This window comes from Pseudomonas iridis (assembly GCF_017980685.1).
Taxonomy (GTDB): domain Bacteria; phylum Pseudomonadota; class Gammaproteobacteria; order Pseudomonadales; family Pseudomonadaceae; genus Aquipseudomonas; species Aquipseudomonas iridis.
This window is the reverse complement of the sequence record NZ_JACXXO010000001.1, coordinates 537,339-555,808: the sequence shown is the minus strand read 5'-3', so window position 1 is coordinate 555,808 and position 18,470 is coordinate 537,339. Positions and strand designations below refer to the sequence as shown.

The window sequence follows — 18,470 nt, the reverse complement described above, 5'->3', positions numbered from 1 at the left end:
AGGAGTGCATCGTGCGTAAGTTGACTCAATTGGTTCTCCTGGCCTCCGTACTGGTGGCAGGCCCGGCGTTCGCCGACATGAAAATCGCGGTCCTGAACTATCAGATGGCCTTGCTGGAATCCAACGCGGCGAAGAAGTACGCCGTGGATGCCGAGAAGAAGTTCGGTCCGCAACTGACCAAGCTGAAGACTCTGGAAAGCAGCGCCAAAGGAATTCAGGATCGTCTGATGGCCGGTGGCGACAAGATGCAGCAAGGCGAGCGCGAGCGTCTGGAACTTGAATTCAAGCAGAAGGCCCGTGATTTCCAGTTCCAGTCCAAGGAGCTGAACGAAGCCAAAGCCGTTGCCGACCGCGAAATGCTCAAGCAACTGAAGCCAAAACTGGATGGCGCAGTGGAAGAAGTCATCAAGAAAGGTGGTTTTGACCTGGTGTTCGAGCGTGGCGCAGTCATCGATGTCAAGCCTCAGTACGACATCACGCGCCAGGTTATCGAGCGCATGAATCAGCTGAAGTAACCCATGACCGTGACTATCAAGCTCGGCCAGTTGGCCGAGTTCCTCGGCGCCACCCTGCGTGGCGACGCGGAGAAGCAAATTACTGGGCTAGCCACTTTGCAAGAGGCTGGCCCAGCTCAGTTGAGCTTTCTGGCAAATCCGCAATATCGCAAATTCCTTGCCGGTTCTCAGGCAGCAGCGTTGCTGCTCAAAGAGGCGGACGCCGAGGGTTTTGCCGGTAACGCATTGGTGGTGCCGGATCCTTATCTGGCCTACGCACGCATCTCTCACCTGTTCGATTCCAAGCCAAAAGCCACTGCGGGTATTCATCCTTCGGCGGTAATTGCAGCTGACGCGGTGGTTGATCCAACTGCCAGTATCGGTGCGTTTGTGGTGATCGAGGCGGGTGCGCGGATTGGTGCGCAGGTCACTCTGGGTGCCCATTGTGTTATCGGTGCACGCAGTGAAATCGGTGAGGGCGGCTGGCTCGCTCCACGGGTGACGCTGTATCACGATGTGCGCATCGGCAAGCGTGTGGTTATCCAGTCCGGTGCCGTACTCGGTGGTGAAGGCTTCGGCTTTGCCAACGAGAAGGGTATCTGGCAGAAAATCGCCCAGATTGGTGGTGTGACCATCGGTGACGATGTGGAGATCGGCGTGAATACCGCCATCGACCGCGGTGCGCTGGCCGATACCGTGATCGGTAATGGTGTAAAGCTCGACAACCAGATCCAGATTGCTCACAACGTCCAGATCGGTGATCACACCGCGATGGCTGCGTGCGTGGGCATCTCCGGCAGCACCAAAATCGGCAAGCACTGCATGCTGGCCGGTGGTGTCGGTCTGGTCGGGCACATTGATATTTGCGACAACGTTTTCCTGACCGGGATGACCATGGTGACCCACTCGATTACCGAGCCGGGCGCCTATTCTTCCGGCACAGCCATGCAACCGGCTGCCGAATGGCGCAAAAGCGCGGCACGCATCCGTCAGCTCGATGACATCGCGCGACGTTTGAAACAGCTGGAAAAGCGCGTAGGGGAAGTGACCCCTGACGGCAATGCTTCATCAGATGGCTGATACCATTTCCATATCAAGTGTGCACAGCCTCTAGACTGCCTCCTTGATTTGCTAGAGGAGTGCGCGTCAGTCGCGCTCCCAATCTTTACATAGGCTTCCCCCCGAAATGATGGACATCAACGAGATTCGCGAATACCTGCCTCACCGTTACCCGTTCCTGCTGGTGGACCGGGTGGTGGATCTGGACACTGAAGGCAAGCGAATTCGCGCCTACAAGAATGTCAGCATCAATGAGCCGTTCTTCAATGGTCACTTCCCTGCGCACCCAATCATGCCGGGCGTGCTGATCATCGAAGCGATGGCTCAGGCTGCCGGGATCCTCGGTTTCAAAATGCTCGACGTCAAACCGGCCGACGGCACCCTGTATTACTTCGTTGGTTCGGACAAACTGCGCTTCCGTCAGCCAGTCAAGCCGGGCGACCAGTTGATTCTTGAAGCGACGTTCATCAGCTGCAAACGCAAGATCTGGAAGTTCGAATGCCAGGCTTCGGTTGATGGCAAGCCGGTCTGCTCGGCCGAGATCATCTGTGCGGAACAAAAAGTATGAGTTTGATTGACCCTCGCGCAATCATCGATCCGTCGGCCGTTCTGGCTGACGGCGTCGAGGTCGGCCCGTGGTCGATCATCGGCGCAGGTGTGGAAATCGGCGAGGGTACCGTGATCGGGCCGCATGTGATCCTCAAAGGTCCGACCCGCATTGGTAAACACAATCGCATCTACCAGTTTTCTTCGGTAGGCGAAGACACGCCCGACTTGAAGTACAAGGGCGAAGAAACCCGCTTGGTGATCGGTGACCACAACGTCATCCGTGAAGGCGTAACGATTCACCGTGGCACCGTTCAGGACCGTTCGGAAACCACGCTGGGCGATCACAACCTGATCATGGCTTATGCCCACATCGGTCACGACAGCGTCATCGGCAATAACTGCATCCTGGTCAACAACACCGCGTTGGCTGGTCACGTGCACGTCGATGACTGGGCGATCCTCTCCGGGTTCACCTTGGTTCACCAGTATTGCCACATCGGCGCCCACAGTTTTTCCGGTATGGGCACGGCGATCGGCAAAGATGTTCCGGCCTTTGTCACGGTATTTGGCAACCCGGCCGAAGCGCGCAGCATGAACTTCGAGGGCATGCGCCGTCGCGGGTTCAGCGAAGACGCTATCCACGCGCTGCGCCGTGCCTATAAAACCGTTTATCGCCAAGGGCTGACAGTTGATCAGGCCTTGGTCGACCTGGCAGGACCTGCTGCTCAGTTCCCGGAAGTCGCGGTGTTTCGCGACTCCATCGAGTCGTCGACTCGCGGCATCACCCGCTGATCATGGCCAGTCTGCGTATTGCGCTGGTGGCGGGGGAGGCTTCCGGTGACATTCTCGGTGCCGGCCTCATGCGTGCCCTCAAGGCACAAAACCCGTCAGTCGAGTTCATCGGCGTCGGCGGTCCGTTGATGCAGGCCGAAGGCCTGACTTCCTATTTTCCCATGGAGCGCTTGTCGGTCATGGGGTTGGTTGAGGTTCTCGGCCGACTGCGCGAGTTGCTCAAGCGTCGCAAAAAGCTGATTGCCATGCTGATTGCCGAGAAGCCTGACGCGTTCATCGGCATCGATGCTCCGGACTTCAACCTCAATATCGAACTCAAGCTGCGTCAGGCCGGGATCAAAACCGTGCATTACGTCAGCCCGTCGGTGTGGGCATGGCGGCAGAAGCGCGTGCTGAAGATTCGCGAAGGTTGCGATCTGATGCTTACGCTGTTCCCCTTCGAAGCCAAATTCTACGAAGAGAAAGGCGTGCCAGTGCGGTTCGTCGGTCACTCGCTGGCCGACGCAATACCGCTGCAAGCCGATCGCGCCGCCGCACGTGCCGAGCTGGGCCTGCCAGACGGGCCTCTGGTCGCGTTGATGCCCGGCAGCCGTGGCGGTGAAGTCGGTCGTCTCGGCGCGTTGTTTCTCGATACTGCCCAGCGCTTGCGAGCCCTGCGTCCGGGTGTGCGTTTTGTCATGCCGTGCGCCAGTCCGGAGCGCCGTGTGCAACTTGAAGAGCTGCTCGCCGGCCGTGATCTGCCGGTGACGTTGCTCGATGGCAAATCCCACCTGGCTCTGGCCGCGTGCAATGCGGTGCTGATCGCTTCCGGCACGGCGACCCTTGAAGCGCTGTTGTACAAGCGGCCGATGGTGGTTGCGTATCGCCTGGCACCGCTGACGTTCTGGATTCTCAAACGCATGGTCAAGAGCCCGTACGTGTCCCTGCCGAACCTGCTGGCCCAGCGCCTGTTGGTGCCGGAATTGTTGCAGGACGATGCGACAGTCGAGGCGCTGGCTCAGACCCTGTCGCCATTGATCGAGGGCGGCGAAGAGCAGACCCGTGGTTTCGACGAGATCCATCGCACACTGCGGCTGGATGCTTCCAACCAAGCGGCGGATGCCGTGCTGAACCTGGTCGGTCAAACACGATGAGCAAGAAAGATATGCAGATGGGCCTGGATTTCACTCTGGTTGCCGAAGTTGAAGAGCTGGTCGCCGGTGTCGATGAAGTCGGTCGTGGCCCGTTGTGCGGTGCGGTGGTGACGGCAGCGGTGATCCTCGATCCGAACCGGCCGATTCTCGGTCTCAATGACTCGAAGAAACTCACCGAAGCCAAGCGTGAAAAGCTTTACGACGAGATCATCGAGAAGTCCCTGAGCTGGTGCATCGCCCGTGCCGAAGTCGAAGAAATCGACGAGCTGAACATTCTGCACGCGACCATGCTGGCCATGCAGCGCGCGGTGGCCGGGCTGCACATTCAGCCGAAACTGGCGATGATCGACGGCAATCGCTGTCCGCACTTGCCCATGCGCGCCGAAGCGGTGGTGCAGGGCGATGGCAAGGTTCCAGCCATTGCAGCAGCATCGATTCTGGCCAAGGTCAGTCGTGACCGCGAAATGGCCGCATTCGAATTGATCTATCCGGGTTACGGTATCGGCGGCCATAAAGGCTACCCGACGCCCGTTCATCTGGAAGCGTTGGTCCGTTTGGGCCCGACGCCGATTCACCGGCGCTCGTTCGCCCCGGTGCGTCAGGCTTATGAGGCACTGGAAGGTCTGACGCAGGTTTAGTCGCAAGGCTGATGTTTTGTTCGAGGCCCGGTACAATCCGGGCCTTGTTGTCTCTCTGTAACTGGACAGGATCACTATGCCGGCTTCATTCGTTCATCTACGCCTGCACACTGAATACTCCCTGGTCGACGGGCTGGTGCGGATCAAGCCGCTGGTCAAGGCACTGACCGCCATGAACATGCCGGCGGTTGCGGTCACTGATCAGAACAACATGTGTTCCCTGGTCAAATTCTATAAAAACACCATGGGCGCAGGCATCAAGCCGATCTGCGGCGCCGACCTGTGGCTGTCGAACAAGGACCCGGACGCACCCCTGAGCCGGCTCAGCCTGTTGGTGATGAACGCCAAGGGCTATCGCAACCTCACCGAGTTGATCTCGCGCGGCTTCATCGAAGGCCAGCGCAACGGCATGATCATCATCGAGCGCGAGTGGGTCGCCGAGGCGAATGAAGGCCTGATCATGCTGTCCGCCGCCAAAGAGGGCGAGATCGGCATGGCGCTGATCAGTGGCAACCCAGCCGAAGCCGAGGCCCTGACGCGTGAGTGGATGTCGGTGTTCCCGGACCGCTTCTATCTGGAAATCCAGCGCACCAGTCGCCCTAACGATGAAGAGCAGTTGCACGGCGCCGTGGCCCTGGCCGACAAGCTCGGTGCGCCGCTGGTGGCGAGCAACGATGTGCGTTTCATCAATCAGGAAGACTTTGCCGCCCACGAAACCCGGGTGTGCATCGGTGAGGGCCGTGCCCTCGACGATCCTCGGCGCTCGAAGAATTACAGCGATCAGCAATACCTCAAAAGCGCCGAGGAAATGGCCGAGCTGTTCAGCGACATTCCCGACGCAATCGAAAACACCGTCGAGATCGCCAAGCGCTGCAACATCGAAGTAAAACTGGGCACACACTTTTTGCCCAACTTTCCGATTCCCGATGGCATGACCATCGACGAGTATTTCCGCAAGGTGTCCTTCGATGGTCTGGAGGAACGGCTGGCGGTTTTGTTGCCAAAAGACACCACCGAAGATTACGACGCCAAGCGTCAGGTCTACGTCGACCGGTTGAATTTCGAGCTGGATATCATCATCCAGATGGGCTTTCCCGGTTACTTCCTGATCGTTATGGACTTTATCCAGTGGGCCAAGAGCAACGGTGTGCCGGTAGGCCCGGGCCGTGGGTCGGGTGCCGGCTCGCTGGTGGCCTATGTGCAGAAGATCACCGACCTCGATCCGCTGGAATACGACCTGCTGTTCGAACGTTTCCTTAACCCGGAACGGGTTTCCATGCCCGACTTCGACGTCGACTTCTGCATGGACGGGCGTGACCGGGTCATCGACTACGTGGCCGAGAAGTACGGCCGCAACGCGGTAAGCCAGATCATCACGTTCGGTTCCATGGCCGCCAAGGCTGTGGTGCGTGACGTGGCGCGGGTGCAGGGCAAGTCCTATGGCCTGGCGGATCGTCTGTCGAAGATGATTCCGTTCGAAGTCGGCATGACCCTGGAAAAAGCCTACGAACAGGAAGAGATCCTGCGCGATTTCATCAAGGTCGATGAAGAAGCCGCGGAAATCTGGGAGATGGCGCGCAAGCTCGAAGGCGTTGTGCGTAACGTCGGCAAGCACGCCGGTGGTGTAGTAATCGCGCCGACCAAGCTGACTGACTTCTCGCCTATCTATTGCGACGAGGCCGGCGACGGTCTGGTGACCCAGTTCGACAAGGACGACGTTGAAGCCGCCGGACTGGTGAAGTTCGACTTCCTCGGCCTGCGGACCCTGACGGTCATCGACTGGGCGCTGAAGACCATCAACCGCGACCGTGCCAAGGTCGATCAGCCGCCGCTGGACATCGCGTTCATCCCGCTGGACGACAAGCCGACCTATCAGCTACTGCAAAAAGCCGAAACCACGGCGGTGTTCCAGCTCGAGTCGCGCGGTATGAAAGAGCTGATCAAAAAGCTCAAGCCCGACTGCCTGGAAGACCTTATTGCACTGGTGGCCCTGTTCCGTCCGGGCCCGCTGCAGTCAGGCATGGTTGACGACTTCATCAACCGTAAGCACGGTCGCGCCGAACTCGCGTACCCGCACTCGGACTACCAGTACGAAGGCCTCAAGCCTGTATTGGCGCCGACTTACGGCATCATCCTGTATCAGGAACAGGTGATGCAGATTGCCCAGGTCATGGCCGGTTACACCCTTGGCGGTGCGGACATGCTGCGTCGGGCCATGGGTAAGAAAAAACCCGAAGAAATGGCCAAGCAGCGCGGCGGTTTCATTGAAGGTTGCAAGACCAACAATATCGACGCGGACCTGGCCGGTAACATTTTCGACCTGGTGGAAAAGTTCGCCGGTTACGGCTTCAACAAGTCTCACTCTGCCGCTTACGGCCTGGTGTCGTATCAGACCGCTTGGCTGAAGACGCATTACCCGGCGCCGTTCATGGCGGCGGTACTGTCGGCGGATATGCACAACACCGACAAGGTCGTGACCTTGATCGAAGAAATTCGCACCATGAAGCTGCGTCTCGATGCGCCGGATGTGAATAATTCGGAGTTCAAGTTCACGGTGAACGACGACGGCCGCATCGTCTATGGCCTCGGCGCAATCAAAGGCGTCGGCGAAGGCCCGGTGGAAGCGATCACCGAGGCGCGTCAGGCGGGACCGTTCAAGGATCTGTTCGACTTCTGCGCCCGCGTCGACCTCAAACGCATCAACAAGCGCACCCTTGACGGCTTGATCCGCAGCGGTGCGCTGGATCGTCTCGGCCCGTATTTCCACGACGAACAAAAGGCTTATCAGGCCAATATCGACCGCAACCGCGCCGTGCTGCTGGCGGCGATGGAAGAGGCAATCAAGTCAGCCGAACAGACCGCCCGTACACGCGACAGTGGCCACGCCGACCTGTTTGGCGGGCTGTTCGTCGAGGAAGACGCCGATGTTTATGCGGTGCATCGCAAGGCCAAGGAGCTGACCCTCAAGGAGCGCCTCAAGGGTGAGAAAGACACCTTGGGCCTTTACCTCACCGGCCACCCGATCGACGAATACGAAGGCGAAATTCGTCGTTTCGCCCGTCAGCGCATCATCGACCTGAAACCGGCGCGCGATACGCAAACCGTGGCGGGGATGATCATTGCCCTGCGGGTGATGAAGAACAAGAAGGGCGACAAGATGGGCTTCATCACCCTCGACGACCGCTCCGGGCGGATCGAGGCGTCGCTGTTTGCCGAGGCGTTCCACTCGGCGCAGTCGCTGCTGCAGACCGATGCGATGGTGGTGGTCGAAGGTGAAGTCAGTAACGACGACTTCTCCGGTGGCCTGCGCCTGCGGGTCAAGCGGGTGATGAGCATGGAAGATGCACGCACCAACCTCGCCGAGAGCCTGCGTCTGAAGTTGCAGACGCAGGATCTCAAAGGCGATCAGCTACGCTGGTTGGGTGATCTGCTCAAGCGTCATCGCGGGGCGTGCCCGATCACCATGGAGTACACCAGCCCTGATGCGAAGACCTTGCTGCAGTTCGGCGAGACCTGGCGAATCGATCCGGCGGATGCCTTGATTCAAGCCCTGCGTGACCAGTTCGGGCGAGACAACGTCTTCCTCCAATACCGTTGACCGGCAGTTGCCATCATTGCACTTGCCCGCAACCTGAATTTTTAATCTCGACCTCAGCGCGCCTCTCCCTTAAGGTAGGGCGCGAATAGACAACCGGCCGGCCCAAGCTCATTTGGGACACGACCCAAGACGGACGCCTATGAACCCGAATTTTCTAGATTTCGAACAGCCGATCGCCGACCTGCAAGCCAAGATCGAAGAGTTGCGCTTGGTCGGTAATGACAATTCGCTGAATATCGGCGATGAGATCTCCCGCCTGCAGGACAAGAGCAAAACGCTGACCGAAGACATCTTCGGCAAGCTGACCAGTTGGCAGATCGCACGCCTGGCACGTCACCCGAAACGTCCGTACACCCTGGACTACATCGAGCACATCTTCACCGAGTTCGACGAACTGCACGGCGATCGTCATTTCTCCGACGACGCTGCAATCGTTGGCGGTATTGCCCGTCTGGACGACCAGCCAGTGATGATCATCGGTCACCAGAAGGGCCGCGAAGTACGCGAGAAGGTTCGCCGCAACTTCGGCATGCCGCGTCCGGAAGGCTACCGTAAGGCTTGCCGTCTGATGGAGATGGCCGAGCGTTTCAAAATGCCGATCCTGACGTTCATCGACACGCCGGGCGCCTACCCTGGCATCGACGCTGAAGAGCGCAACCAGAGCGAAGCGATCGCCTGGAACCTGCGTGTCATGTCGCGCCTGAAAACTCCGATCATCGCCACCGTTATCGGTGAAGGTGGTTCCGGCGGCGCATTGGCGATCGGCGTGTGCGATCAGTTGAACATGTTGCAGTACTCGACCTACGCGGTGATTTCGCCGGAAGGTTGCGCCTCGATTCTGTGGAAAACCGCCGAGAAAGCGCCGGATGCCGCCGAAGCGATGGGCATCACGGCCGAGCGTCTGAAAGGCCTGGGCATTGTCGACAAGGTTATCGGCGAGCCATTGGGCGGCGCGCATCGTGACCCGGCAGCCGCTGCGGCGTCGATCCGTGCCGAGCTGAGCTCGCAACTGGCGATGCTGCAGAAGTTCGACAACGAAGCGCTGCTCAAGCGCCGTTATGATCGACTGATGAGCTACGGTCTCTAAGTCGAAACGCGATATCTGATGTGGGAGCGAGCCTGCTCGCGAAAGCGGTATGACAATCGACGAATGTGTTGAATGTTAAATCGTCTTCGCGAGCAGGCTCGCTCCCACATTTGATTGAGGCAAAGAGAACGATATGGGGCAGTCCATGATTGATTTGCCTTCCCGGCTTTTGCTTAATCTTGCAGCCTGGCGCAATGCCAGGAACTGGCGCGTCGCTTTCTCCGGCGGCCTCGATTCCACTGTCCTCCTGCATCTGCTGGCCCATCTCGCCAAAACCGAGTCCCTCCCGACGCTAAGCGCCATCCACATCCATCACGGCCTTCAGGCTGCAGCCGATTCGTGGCCGGAACATTGCCAGGCGGTCTGCGATGCGTTGAGCATTCCATTGCAAGTGGAGCGGGTGAAGGTGCAACCGGGCGGGAGTCTTGAACGGGCGGCGCGGGATGCGCGCTATGCGGTGTTCGGTTCGGTAAACCAGTCCAACGACGTTTTGCTGACCGGTCAGCACCGCGACGATCAGGCGGAAACCCTGTTGTTTCGTCTGTTGCGCGGTGCCGGCGTGCGTGGGCTTTCGGCAATGCCGGCGCAGCGTCCGTTGGGGCAGGGCACGTTGGTTCGGCCTTTGCTCGACGTCACTCGCGCCGAACTTGAAGCCTACGCCGCGGCGCACCAGCTGCAATGGATCGAAGACCCGTCAAACGAAGATCGGCAGTTTTCGCGCAATTACCTGCGTCATCAGATCGTGCCCCTGCTGACCGGGCGCTGGCCGCAAGCGCAAGCCAACATGGCCCGCAGCGCCGCGCATCTGCGTGAAGCGCAAGGCTTGCTGGATGAGCTGGCAGAGATCGATCTGGCGCACGCCAAAGCCTCGACTGATTTCGAATGGCTGGGTGTGCCGTCGCTGGATTTGGCACCGTTGGCGGCGTTGTCCGTGGCCCGCCAGCGAAATGCATTGAGCCACTGGCTCGAACCACTGACTCGGCTGCCTGATACTGACCATTGGTCGGGATGGGCGGATGTGTGCGCTGCCGCCCACGATGCATCGCCGGTCTGGCGTCTGGCCGATGGCGAGTTGCACCGCAGCGCCGGTCGTCTCTGGTGGCTGAGCGGCGACTGGTTGCGTGCGCCAGTGATCGGCGGCGAGTGGCACACCCCGACATCACCGCTACGCTTGTCCGGTAACGGGAGCGCCGTGTTCAGTGGTAAGACGCCTTGCGGGCCGTTGCGCATTGCTTACCGTCAGGGCGGCGAAGTGATGCATCTGGCCGATCGTGGTCATCGTGATCTCAAACGGTTACTCAACGAGCGTGCGGTGCCGGCCTTCGTGCGTGGCAGATTGCCGCTGCTGTTTCGCGGTGAGGAATTGCTCGCAGTGGCGAATCTGCCGGGCCTTGATGGCAATGCGCAGGACGGCTGGAAATTGCATTGGCAGCCAACAGACGAAGATCTAGGTTTGAGATGAAAGGGGCATTCCGGTAGACTACGCTCCCTTCTTGATACAACTTCTGTGGATTCGCCTGAATTGCAGGAGTTGCCGATTACCAAGCAGTCTTTGCTGGGCGATTCCAAAAAATGTGTAGCGAGCAACGTACCGGTGTTTCATCTGCCGGTCTGTCCCAACGCGGCGGTTTTTTTGAAAGGTGCACTGTGATTAATGCAGGTGATCGGGGGCTTCGGCCTTCCTTCGCTTTCCCCGGCGGCTCGTACCGCTTTAACGCAGACTTCTAGGGTTTTTCATGACGCGCTACATATTCGTCACGGGCGGTGTTGTTTCTTCATTGGGGAAAGGCATTGCCTCGGCTTCATTGGCGGCTATCCTGGAGGCGCGGGGGCTTAAGGTCACCATGCTTAAGCTGGATCCGTACATCAACGTCGACCCGGGCACCATGAGCCCGTTCCAGCATGGTGAAGTGTTCGTCACCCACGACGGCGCCGAGACCGACCTGGACTTGGGCCACTACGAGCGGTTCATCCGCACGACCATGACCCAGAACAACAACTTCACCACCGGCCGTGTTTACGAACACGTGCTGCGCAAAGAGCGCCGTGGTGACTACCTGGGTGCAACCATCCAGGTGATTCCGCACATTACCGACGAAATCAAGCGCCGCATCATCAAGGGTGCAGGCGATGCCGACGTGGCGATGGTCGAAATCGGTGGCACCGTGGGTGACATCGAGTCGCAACCGTTCCTCGAAGCCATCCGTCAGCTGCGATTCGAAGTCGGCGCCAAGCGCGCGATGCTGATGCACCTGACGCTGGTGCCGTACATCGCCACCGCCGGCGAAACCAAAACCAAGCCAACCCAGCACTCGGTCAAGGAACTGCGTTCCATCGGCCTGCAGCCTGACGTGCTGGTTTGCCGCTCCGATCACCCGATCGACATCTCGTCGCGTCGCAAGATCGCGCAATTCACTAACGTTGAAGAGCGTGCGGTCATCGCTCTGGAAGACGCCGACACCATCTACAAGATCCCGGGCATTCTGCATTCGCAGGGGCTGGACGATTTCGTTGTCGAGCGTTTCGGTCTGCAGTGCGGCGGTGCCGATCTGTCCGAGTGGGAAGCTGTGGTTGATGCCAAGCTGAACCCGGAACACGAAGTCACCATCGCCATGGTCGGCAAGTACATGGAACTGCTGGACGCCTACAAGTCGCTGATCGAAGCGATGAGCCATGCGGGCATCAGCAACCGTACCAAGGTCAACCTGCGCTACATCGATTCCGAAGACATCGAAAACCAGGGCACTGCGCTGCTTGAAGGCGTTGACGCCATCCTCGTTCCGGGCGGCTTCGGTCTGCGCGGCGTGGAAGGCAAGATCACTGCCGTTCAGTACGCTCGCGAAAACAAGGTTCCGTACTTGGGTATCTGCCTGGGTATGCAAGTGGCGGTCATCGAGTTCGCTCGTAACGTCATGGGCTGGAAAGACGCCAACTCCACCGAGTTCGATCGCGCCAGCGGCCACCCGGTTGTCGGCCTGATCACCGAGTGGGAAGACGCCACCGGTGCCGTGGAAGTGCGTACTGAAGCCTCCGATCTGGGCGGCACCATGCGCCTCGGCGCTCAGGAATGCCTGCTCGAAACCGGCTCCAAAGTGCACGATTGCTACGGCAAGGACGTGATCGTCGAGCGTCACCGTCACCGTTACGAAGTGAACAACAACCTGCTGCCGCAAATCATCGAGGCCGGCCTGAAGATTTCCGGTCGCTCCGCTGATGCAGCCCTGGTTGAAGTGGTTGAAGCACCGGATCATCCATGGTTCGTCGCTTGCCAGTTCCACCCTGAGTTCACCTCGACACCACGTGATGGCCATCCGCTGTTCAGCGGCTTCGTCAAAGCAGCGTTGGCTCAACACCAGAAGAAGGCGTAACCCCGATGGCACAGAAGATCATCCGCGTCGGCGACATCGAGATTGCCAACGACAAACCCATGGTGCTGTTCGGCGGCATGAACGTGCTGGAAAGCCGTGACATGGCCATGCAGGTTTGCGAAGAGTATGTGAAGGTCACCGAAAAACTCGGTATCCCTTACGTGTTCAAGGCCAGTTTCGACAAGGCCAACCGTTCTTCTGTGACCTCGTATCGCGGTCCTGGCCTGGAAGAGGGCATGCGCATCTTCCAGGACATCAAGCAGGCTTTTGGCGTGCCGATCATCACCGACGTCCACGAGCCTGAACAGGCCGCGGTCGTCGCCGAGATCTGCGACATCATCCAGTTGCCGGCCTTCCTGTCGCGCCAGACCGATCTGGTCGTGGCGATGGCCAAGACCAACGCGATCATCAACATCAAGAAAGCCCAGTTCCTCGCCCCTCAGGAAATGAAACACATCCTGAACAAGTGCGTTGAAGCGGGTAATGATCAACTGATCCTCTGCGAGCGTGGTTCGAGCTTCGGCTATAACAACCTCGTGGTCGACATGCTCGGCTTCGGCATCATGAAGCAGTTCGAGTACCCGGTATTCTTCGACGTGACCCATTCGCTGCAAATGCCTGGCGGTCGTTCCGACTCCGCCGGCGGTCGCCGTGCACAGGTCCTGGACCTGGCCAAGGCTGGCATGAGCCAAAGTCTGGCAGGTCTGTTCCTCGAAGCTCACCCGGATCCGGACAACGCCAAATGCGACGGCCCTTGCGCCTTGCGTCTGGACAAACTGGAGCCATTCCTGGCCCAGCTCAAAGCCTTGGACGAACTGGTTAAGAGTTTTCCGACGGTAGAAACCGCGTAAACCTCAATTCTCCGGTAAAGTACCGCACGATTTGTCGCTCATGCCCTCGGGCATGAGCGTTATCGTCTGCAAATCTGCCCGCTGCACCCCCTTGCCGACGGTAAAAAGATTTCCTCTAGCTGCGTCGTTTTCGTCAACTTTGGAGTGTTTACAACAATGGCAAAAATCGTCGACATCAAAGGTCGTGAAGTTCTCGACTCCCGTGGCAATCCCACCGTGGAAGCGGACGTGCTTCTCGACAACGGCATCATCGGCAGCGCATGCGCGCCGTCCGGTGCATCCACTGGCTCGCGTGAAGCACTCGAGCTGCGTGATGGCGACAAGAGCCGTTACCTGGGCAAGGGCGTGCTTAAAGCGGTAGCCAACATCAACGGTCCGATCCGCGATCTGCTGCTGGGCACAGACCCGAGCGACCAGAAAGCCCTCGATCACGCGATGATCAAGCTCGACGGTACCGAAAACAAAGCGACCCTGGGCGCCAACGCCATTCTCGCCGTGTCCCTGGCTGCGGCCAAGGCTGCTGCACAGGATCAGGACCTGCCGCTGTACGCTCACATCGCCAACCTGAACGGCACCCCGGGTGTGTACTCGATGCCGGTTCCGATGATGAACATCATCAACGGTGGCGAGCACGCCGATAACAACGTCGACATCCAGGAATTCATGGTTCAGCCGGTTGGCGCCAAGTCTTTCTCGGAAGGTCTGCGCATGGGCACCGAGATTTTCCATCACCTCAAAGCTGTGCTGAAGGCCCGTGGCCTGAGCACTGCTGTCGGCGACGAAGGTGGTTTTGCGCCTAACCTGGCTTCCAACGAAGACGCGCTGAAAGTGATTTCCGAAGCCGTGGCCAACGCCGGTTACAAGCTGGGCACCGACGTGACCCTGGCCCTGGACTGCGCAGCCAGCGAATTCTACGAAGACGGCAAGTACAACCTGTCCGGTGAAGGCCAGGTGTTCACTGCTGAAGGTTTCGCCGACTACCTCAAAGGCCTGACCGAGCGTTACCCGATCATCTCCATCGAAGACGGTCTGGACGAGTCTGACTGGGCTGGCTGGAAAATTCTCACCGACAAAATCGGCGAGAAAGTGCAGCTGGTGGGCGACGATCTGTTCGTGACCAACACCAAGATCCTGAAAGAAGGCATCGATAAAAAGATCGCCAACTCGATCCTGATCAAGTTCAACCAGATCGGCACCCTGACCGAAACCCTGGAAGCCATCCAGATGGCCAAGGCTGCCGGTTACACCGCAGTGATCTCGCACCGTTCCGGCGAAACCGAAGATTCGACCATTGCCGACCTGGCTGTGGGCACCTCGGCTGGCCAGATCAAGACCGGTTCGCTGTGCCGTTCCGACCGCGTTTCCAAGTACAACCAACTGCTGCGTATCGAAGAGCAGTTGAATGGCAAAGCCAAGTACAACGGTCGTAGCGAGTTCCGCGGTTAAGCTGAAACTGATAAAAGGACACCGGATTGTGTCGAAAAAGTCGTGACAGCGATGGATTTGCCACTAATCTGATGCCTTAACAGCACAAGCCTGGATTTTCCAGGCTTCGTGCTATCAGACGCTGCAAAGTTTTGGCGTGGCTGTCTTTTTTCACTGGATACCTGATATTCGATGCGCAGTCCTTACTGGTTGTTTCTCGTTTTGCTCCTGCTGCTGGCCGGTCTGCAGTACCGCCTGTGGGTGGGCAATGGCAGTCTGGCGCAAGTCGCCGAGCTGAATCAGCAGATTGCTGAGCAACATGCCGAGAACGAAGGTTTGCTGGAGCGTAACCGGGTAATGGACGCTGAGGTCAGCGAGTTGAAGAAAGGCATGGAGACTGTTGAAGAGCGGGCTCGTCACGAGTTGGGCATGGTCAAGGACGGCGAAACCCTTTACCAGTTGGCTCAATGATCAATTCCCTGCCGGCCTTCTGGGCCGTGATTCCTGCCGCGGGCGTCGGTGCCCGAATGGCCGCGGACCGTCCCAAGCAATATCTGCAACTGGGCGGGCGCACAATTCTCGAACACAGCCTCGGCTGTTTCCTCGATCACCCGAGCCTCAAGGGTTTGGTGGTCAGTCTTGCCGTCGATGATCCTTACTGGCCGAACCTGGCATGCGTCAACGATCCGCGTATTCAGCGCGTTGACGGCGGTGCCGAGCGTTCCGGTTCGGTGCTCAATGCCTTGCTGCATCTGCACGCGCGAGGTGCGGACGATGAGGACTGGGTGCTGGTGCACGATGCGGCACGGCCCAATCTGAGTCGCGATGATCTCGACAAATTACTCGCTGAACTGGCGGATGACCCGGTAGGTGGTTTGTTGGCGGTTCCCGCGCGCGACACCCTGAAGCGGATCGACAAGCACGGTCGTGTGGTTGAAACCGTTGACCGCAGCGTGATCTGGCAGGCTTACACGCCGCAGATGTTCCGCCTCGGTGCGCTGCATCGCGCATTGGCGGACAGCCTGGTGGCGGATGCGGTGATTACCGATGAGGCTTCGGCGATGGAGTGGGCGGGGCAGGCACCCCGTCTGATCGAAGGGCGTGCGGATAACCTCAAGGTGACCCGACCCGAAGATCTGGAGTGGTTACGTCAGCGTTGGGCCAACCGCCGCTAAAAGATCGCAGCCTGCGGCAGCTCCTAAAGTGGTTTTTGTCGCGGCAAATCCCCCTATAGGAGCTGCCGAAGGCTGCTATCTTTTGATCTTAAATCCGATACTCTGGCCGTTCGGCCAACCCTTCCTTAAGAAAGTCCACCAACTTGCGCACCTTCGGCGACAAATGTCGCTGTTGCGGATACAGCGCCCACACCGCAGTATTCGGCGGCTGATGCGCCTCCAACAACGAAATCAATGCGCCGCTGTGCAAGTGCTCCAGCACGTAATAGTCCGGCAACTGACACAACCCGACCCCTTGTAAAGCGGCATCCAGCACCGCTTGCCCACTGTTGCATCGCCAGTTTCCCTGCACTCGCTGGGAAAATTCCCGCCCGTTTTGCTCAAGCTGCCAGATGTCGGTGCTGCCGATCAGGCAATTATGCCGGCTCAGTTCCGACAGGCTGTGTGGTCGTCCATACCGTTCCAGGTAGGACGGTGACGCGCACAGATACATACGCCGTGGCGCCAGGCGCGTCGCGACCAGTCGTGAATCTTGCAATCGTCCCAATCGAATCGCAAGATCCAGCCCCTCGTGCACCAGATCGAGTTGGCGATTGCTCAGCTCAATATCGATGCGCAGTTGCGGGTAGAGCCCCATGAACCGTGTCACCAGCGGCACGATAAATCGCTCGCCATAGGCAACAGCGCACGTCATGCGCAGCATGCCTTTGGGTTCGCTGGTCAGATCGCCGACCGCGCGCAGGGCTTCTTCGCGTCCGTCCTGCAATCGCTGGCAGTGTTGCAGGAATGTCTGCCCGGCTTCGGTCAGCGTCACCCTGCGGGTACTGCGATAGAGCAGGCGCGTCTGCAAACGCTCTTCCAGTCGTACGATTTGTCGACTGATGTGCGAGGAAGAAACCCCAAGACGTTCAGCAGCGGCGGTGAATTGGCTGCATTCAGCAACGGCGACAAATTCGTCGATGCCTTCCCAGCGGTTTTCGGACATCAGGATTATCCCTGTATGGCAATAATGTTTTGCTTTTGGCCTGATTATTCATCGTCAGGCCATGTATTACACTCCTTGTCTGCTTTTTTATTTAATGGATTCACGGGAGAGTCAGCATGATCAAGTCGCGCGCCGCCGTTGCCTTCGAGGCCAAGAAGCCGCTGGAAATCGTAGAAGTGGATGTCGCCATGCCCAAGGCTGGTGAAGTGCTGCTGCGGGTAGTCGCTTCCGGTGTTTGCCATACCGACGCCTACACCTTGTCCGGCGCTGACCCGGAAGGGATCTTCCCTTCGATCCTCGGCCACGAGGGCGGCGCCATCGTTGAGGCGATCGGCGAAGGCGTGACATCGGTTGCTGTAGGCGATCACGTTATCCCGCTCTACACCCCGGAGTGCGGCCAGTGCAAATTCTGCAAGTCGGGCAAGACCAACCTGTGTCAGGCCATTCGTGCGACCCAGGGCAAAGGCTTGATGCCGGATGGCACTTCGCGTTTTTCCTACAAGGGCGAAACGATTTTCCACTACATGGGTACTTCGACCTTCTCGGAATACACCGTGTTGCCGGAAATCTCCGTGGCAAAAATTGCTAAAGACGCACCGCTGGAAAAGGTTTGCCTGCTCGGTTGCGGCGTCACCACCGGTATCGGTGCAGTGCTCAATACCGCCAAGGTCAAGCCGGGCGACACCGTGGCCATTTTCGGTTTGGGCGGCATCGGTCTGTCAGCAGTCATCGGTGCGGTGAAGGCCAAGGCCGCGCGCATCATCGCCATCGACATCAACCCGGCCAAGTTTGAAATCGCCAAGCAGCTGGGGGCGACTGATTGCGTAAACCCTAAAGACTTCGATCGTCCGATTCAGGAAGTCATCGTCGACATGACCGATGGCGGCGTCGACTTTTCCTTCGAGTGCATCGGCAACGTGCAACTGATGCGCGCCGCCCTCGAGTGCTGCCACAAAGGCTGGGGCGAGTCGGTCATCATCGGTGTAGCCGGTGCCGGTCAGGAAATCGCTACCCGTCCGTTTCAGTTGGTCACCGGTCGCGTCTGGCGCGGTTCGGCATTCGGCGGCGTACGTGGCCGCAGCGAATTGCCAAGCTATGTCGACATGGCCCAGAGCGGTGAAATTCCGCTGGATACCTTCATCACCCACACCATGGGTCTGGAAGATATCAACAAGGCGTTCGACCTGATGCACGAAGGCAAGAGCATTCGTACCGTCATCCACTTTTAAAAGCAGCTCCAGGTTACAAGCTTCAAGCTGCAAGCAAGAGCGCATTTGCCTTTTCTTGAAGCTCGAAGCTTGCCGCTTGCAGCTGGG

Annotated in this window: 16 protein-coding genes; 15 read left to right on the top strand and 1 reads right to left on the bottom strand. The window is 58.7% G+C overall.

Translation table 11 applies throughout. From position 1 onward, the window contains the following. Positions 1 to 11 precede the first annotated feature (11 nt). The 14 genes from IEQ42_RS02660 (at position 12) to ispD (ending at position 16,169) form a co-directional block, all read left to right on the top strand. Positions 12 to 515, top strand: a complete 504-nt coding sequence (locus tag IEQ42_RS02660; protein WP_210622041.1) for an OmpH/Skp family outer membrane protein — start codon at positions 12 to 14, stop codon at positions 513 to 515. Positions 516 to 518: 3 nt separating this feature from the next. Next, on the top strand, positions 519 to 1,574 hold the full coding sequence (gene lpxD, locus IEQ42_RS02655) for a UDP-3-O-(3-hydroxymyristoyl)glucosamine N-acyltransferase (RefSeq protein ID WP_210702464.1): 1,056 nt from the start codon (positions 519 to 521) through the stop codon (positions 1,572 to 1,574). 106 nt (positions 1,575 to 1,680) lie between these two features. After that, complete coding sequence (fabZ, locus tag IEQ42_RS02650) at positions 1,681 to 2,121, top strand: 3-hydroxyacyl-ACP dehydratase FabZ (RefSeq protein WP_042557884.1); 441 nt, start codon at positions 1,681 to 1,683, stop codon at positions 2,119 to 2,121. Next, complete coding sequence (gene lpxA / locus IEQ42_RS02645) at positions 2,118 to 2,894, top strand: acyl-ACP--UDP-N-acetylglucosamine O-acyltransferase (RefSeq protein WP_210702463.1); 777 nt, start codon at positions 2,118 to 2,120, stop codon at positions 2,892 to 2,894. Before fabZ ends, lpxA begins: the two co-directional genes overlap by 4 nt. A 2-nt stretch (positions 2,895 to 2,896) precedes the next feature. After that, positions 2,897 to 4,027, top strand: a complete 1,131-nt coding sequence (lpxB, locus tag IEQ42_RS02640; RefSeq protein WP_215729518.1) for a lipid-A-disaccharide synthase — start codon at positions 2,897 to 2,899, stop codon at positions 4,025 to 4,027. A gap of 11 nt (positions 4,028 to 4,038) precedes the next feature. Further along, positions 4,039 to 4,665: a ribonuclease HII gene (rnhB, locus tag IEQ42_RS02635; RefSeq protein ID WP_042557887.1), complete on the top strand. Its 627-nt coding sequence runs from the start codon at positions 4,039 to 4,041 to the stop codon at positions 4,663 to 4,665. 76 nt (positions 4,666 to 4,741) lie between these two features. Continuing rightward, entirely contained in the window at positions 4,742 to 8,263 is a 3,522-nt protein-coding gene (gene dnaE / locus IEQ42_RS02630; protein ID WP_210702462.1) for a DNA polymerase III subunit alpha, read from the top strand. Between the two features lie 139 nt (positions 8,264 to 8,402). Then, complete coding sequence (locus IEQ42_RS02625; protein ID WP_210702461.1) at positions 8,403 to 9,350, top strand: acetyl-CoA carboxylase carboxyltransferase subunit alpha; 948 nt, start codon at positions 8,403 to 8,405, stop codon at positions 9,348 to 9,350. A 133-nt stretch (positions 9,351 to 9,483) separates the two neighbouring features. Beyond that, positions 9,484 to 10,812: a tRNA lysidine(34) synthetase TilS gene (gene tilS / locus IEQ42_RS02620; RefSeq protein ID WP_210702460.1), complete on the top strand. Its 1,329-nt coding sequence runs from the start codon at positions 9,484 to 9,486 to the stop codon at positions 10,810 to 10,812. A 274-nt stretch (positions 10,813 to 11,086) separates the two neighbouring features. Beyond that, the gene (locus IEQ42_RS02615; protein WP_042557891.1) at positions 11,087 to 12,718 is read left to right on the top strand and encodes a CTP synthase; all 1,632 of its coding nucleotides are present in this window, start codon (positions 11,087 to 11,089) and stop codon (positions 12,716 to 12,718) included. 5 nt (positions 12,719 to 12,723) lie between these two features. Then, positions 12,724 to 13,569: a 3-deoxy-8-phosphooctulonate synthase gene (gene kdsA / locus IEQ42_RS02610; RefSeq protein ID WP_210622044.1), complete on the top strand. Its 846-nt coding sequence runs from the start codon at positions 12,724 to 12,726 to the stop codon at positions 13,567 to 13,569. Between the two features lie 156 nt (positions 13,570 to 13,725). Then, a complete protein-coding gene (eno, locus tag IEQ42_RS02605) occupies positions 13,726 to 15,015 on the top strand; it encodes a phosphopyruvate hydratase (RefSeq protein WP_042557893.1) in 1,290 nt (429 codons plus the stop codon). 171 nt (positions 15,016 to 15,186) lie between these two features. Next, positions 15,187 to 15,465: a cell division protein FtsB gene (ftsB, locus tag IEQ42_RS02600; RefSeq protein WP_095189352.1), complete on the top strand. Its 279-nt coding sequence runs from the start codon at positions 15,187 to 15,189 to the stop codon at positions 15,463 to 15,465. Beyond that, entirely contained in the window at positions 15,462 to 16,169 is a 708-nt protein-coding gene (ispD, locus tag IEQ42_RS02595; protein ID WP_210702459.1) for a 2-C-methyl-D-erythritol 4-phosphate cytidylyltransferase, read from the top strand. The genes ftsB and ispD overlap by 4 nt, the downstream gene beginning before the upstream one ends. A gap of 88 nt (positions 16,170 to 16,257) precedes the next feature. Here ispD and IEQ42_RS02590 read toward each other — a convergent pair whose 3' ends face one another. Next, complete coding sequence (locus IEQ42_RS02590) at positions 16,258 to 17,154, bottom strand: LysR family transcriptional regulator (protein ID WP_042557894.1); 897 nt, start codon at positions 17,152 to 17,154, stop codon at positions 16,258 to 16,260. Between the two features lie 116 nt (positions 17,155 to 17,270). On the opposite strand from IEQ42_RS02590, the gene IEQ42_RS02585 reads away from it, so the two are divergent. After that, complete coding sequence (locus tag IEQ42_RS02585) at positions 17,271 to 18,383, top strand: S-(hydroxymethyl)glutathione dehydrogenase/class III alcohol dehydrogenase (protein ID WP_042557895.1); 1,113 nt, start codon at positions 17,271 to 17,273, stop codon at positions 18,381 to 18,383. Positions 18,384 to 18,470 lie beyond the last annotated feature (87 nt).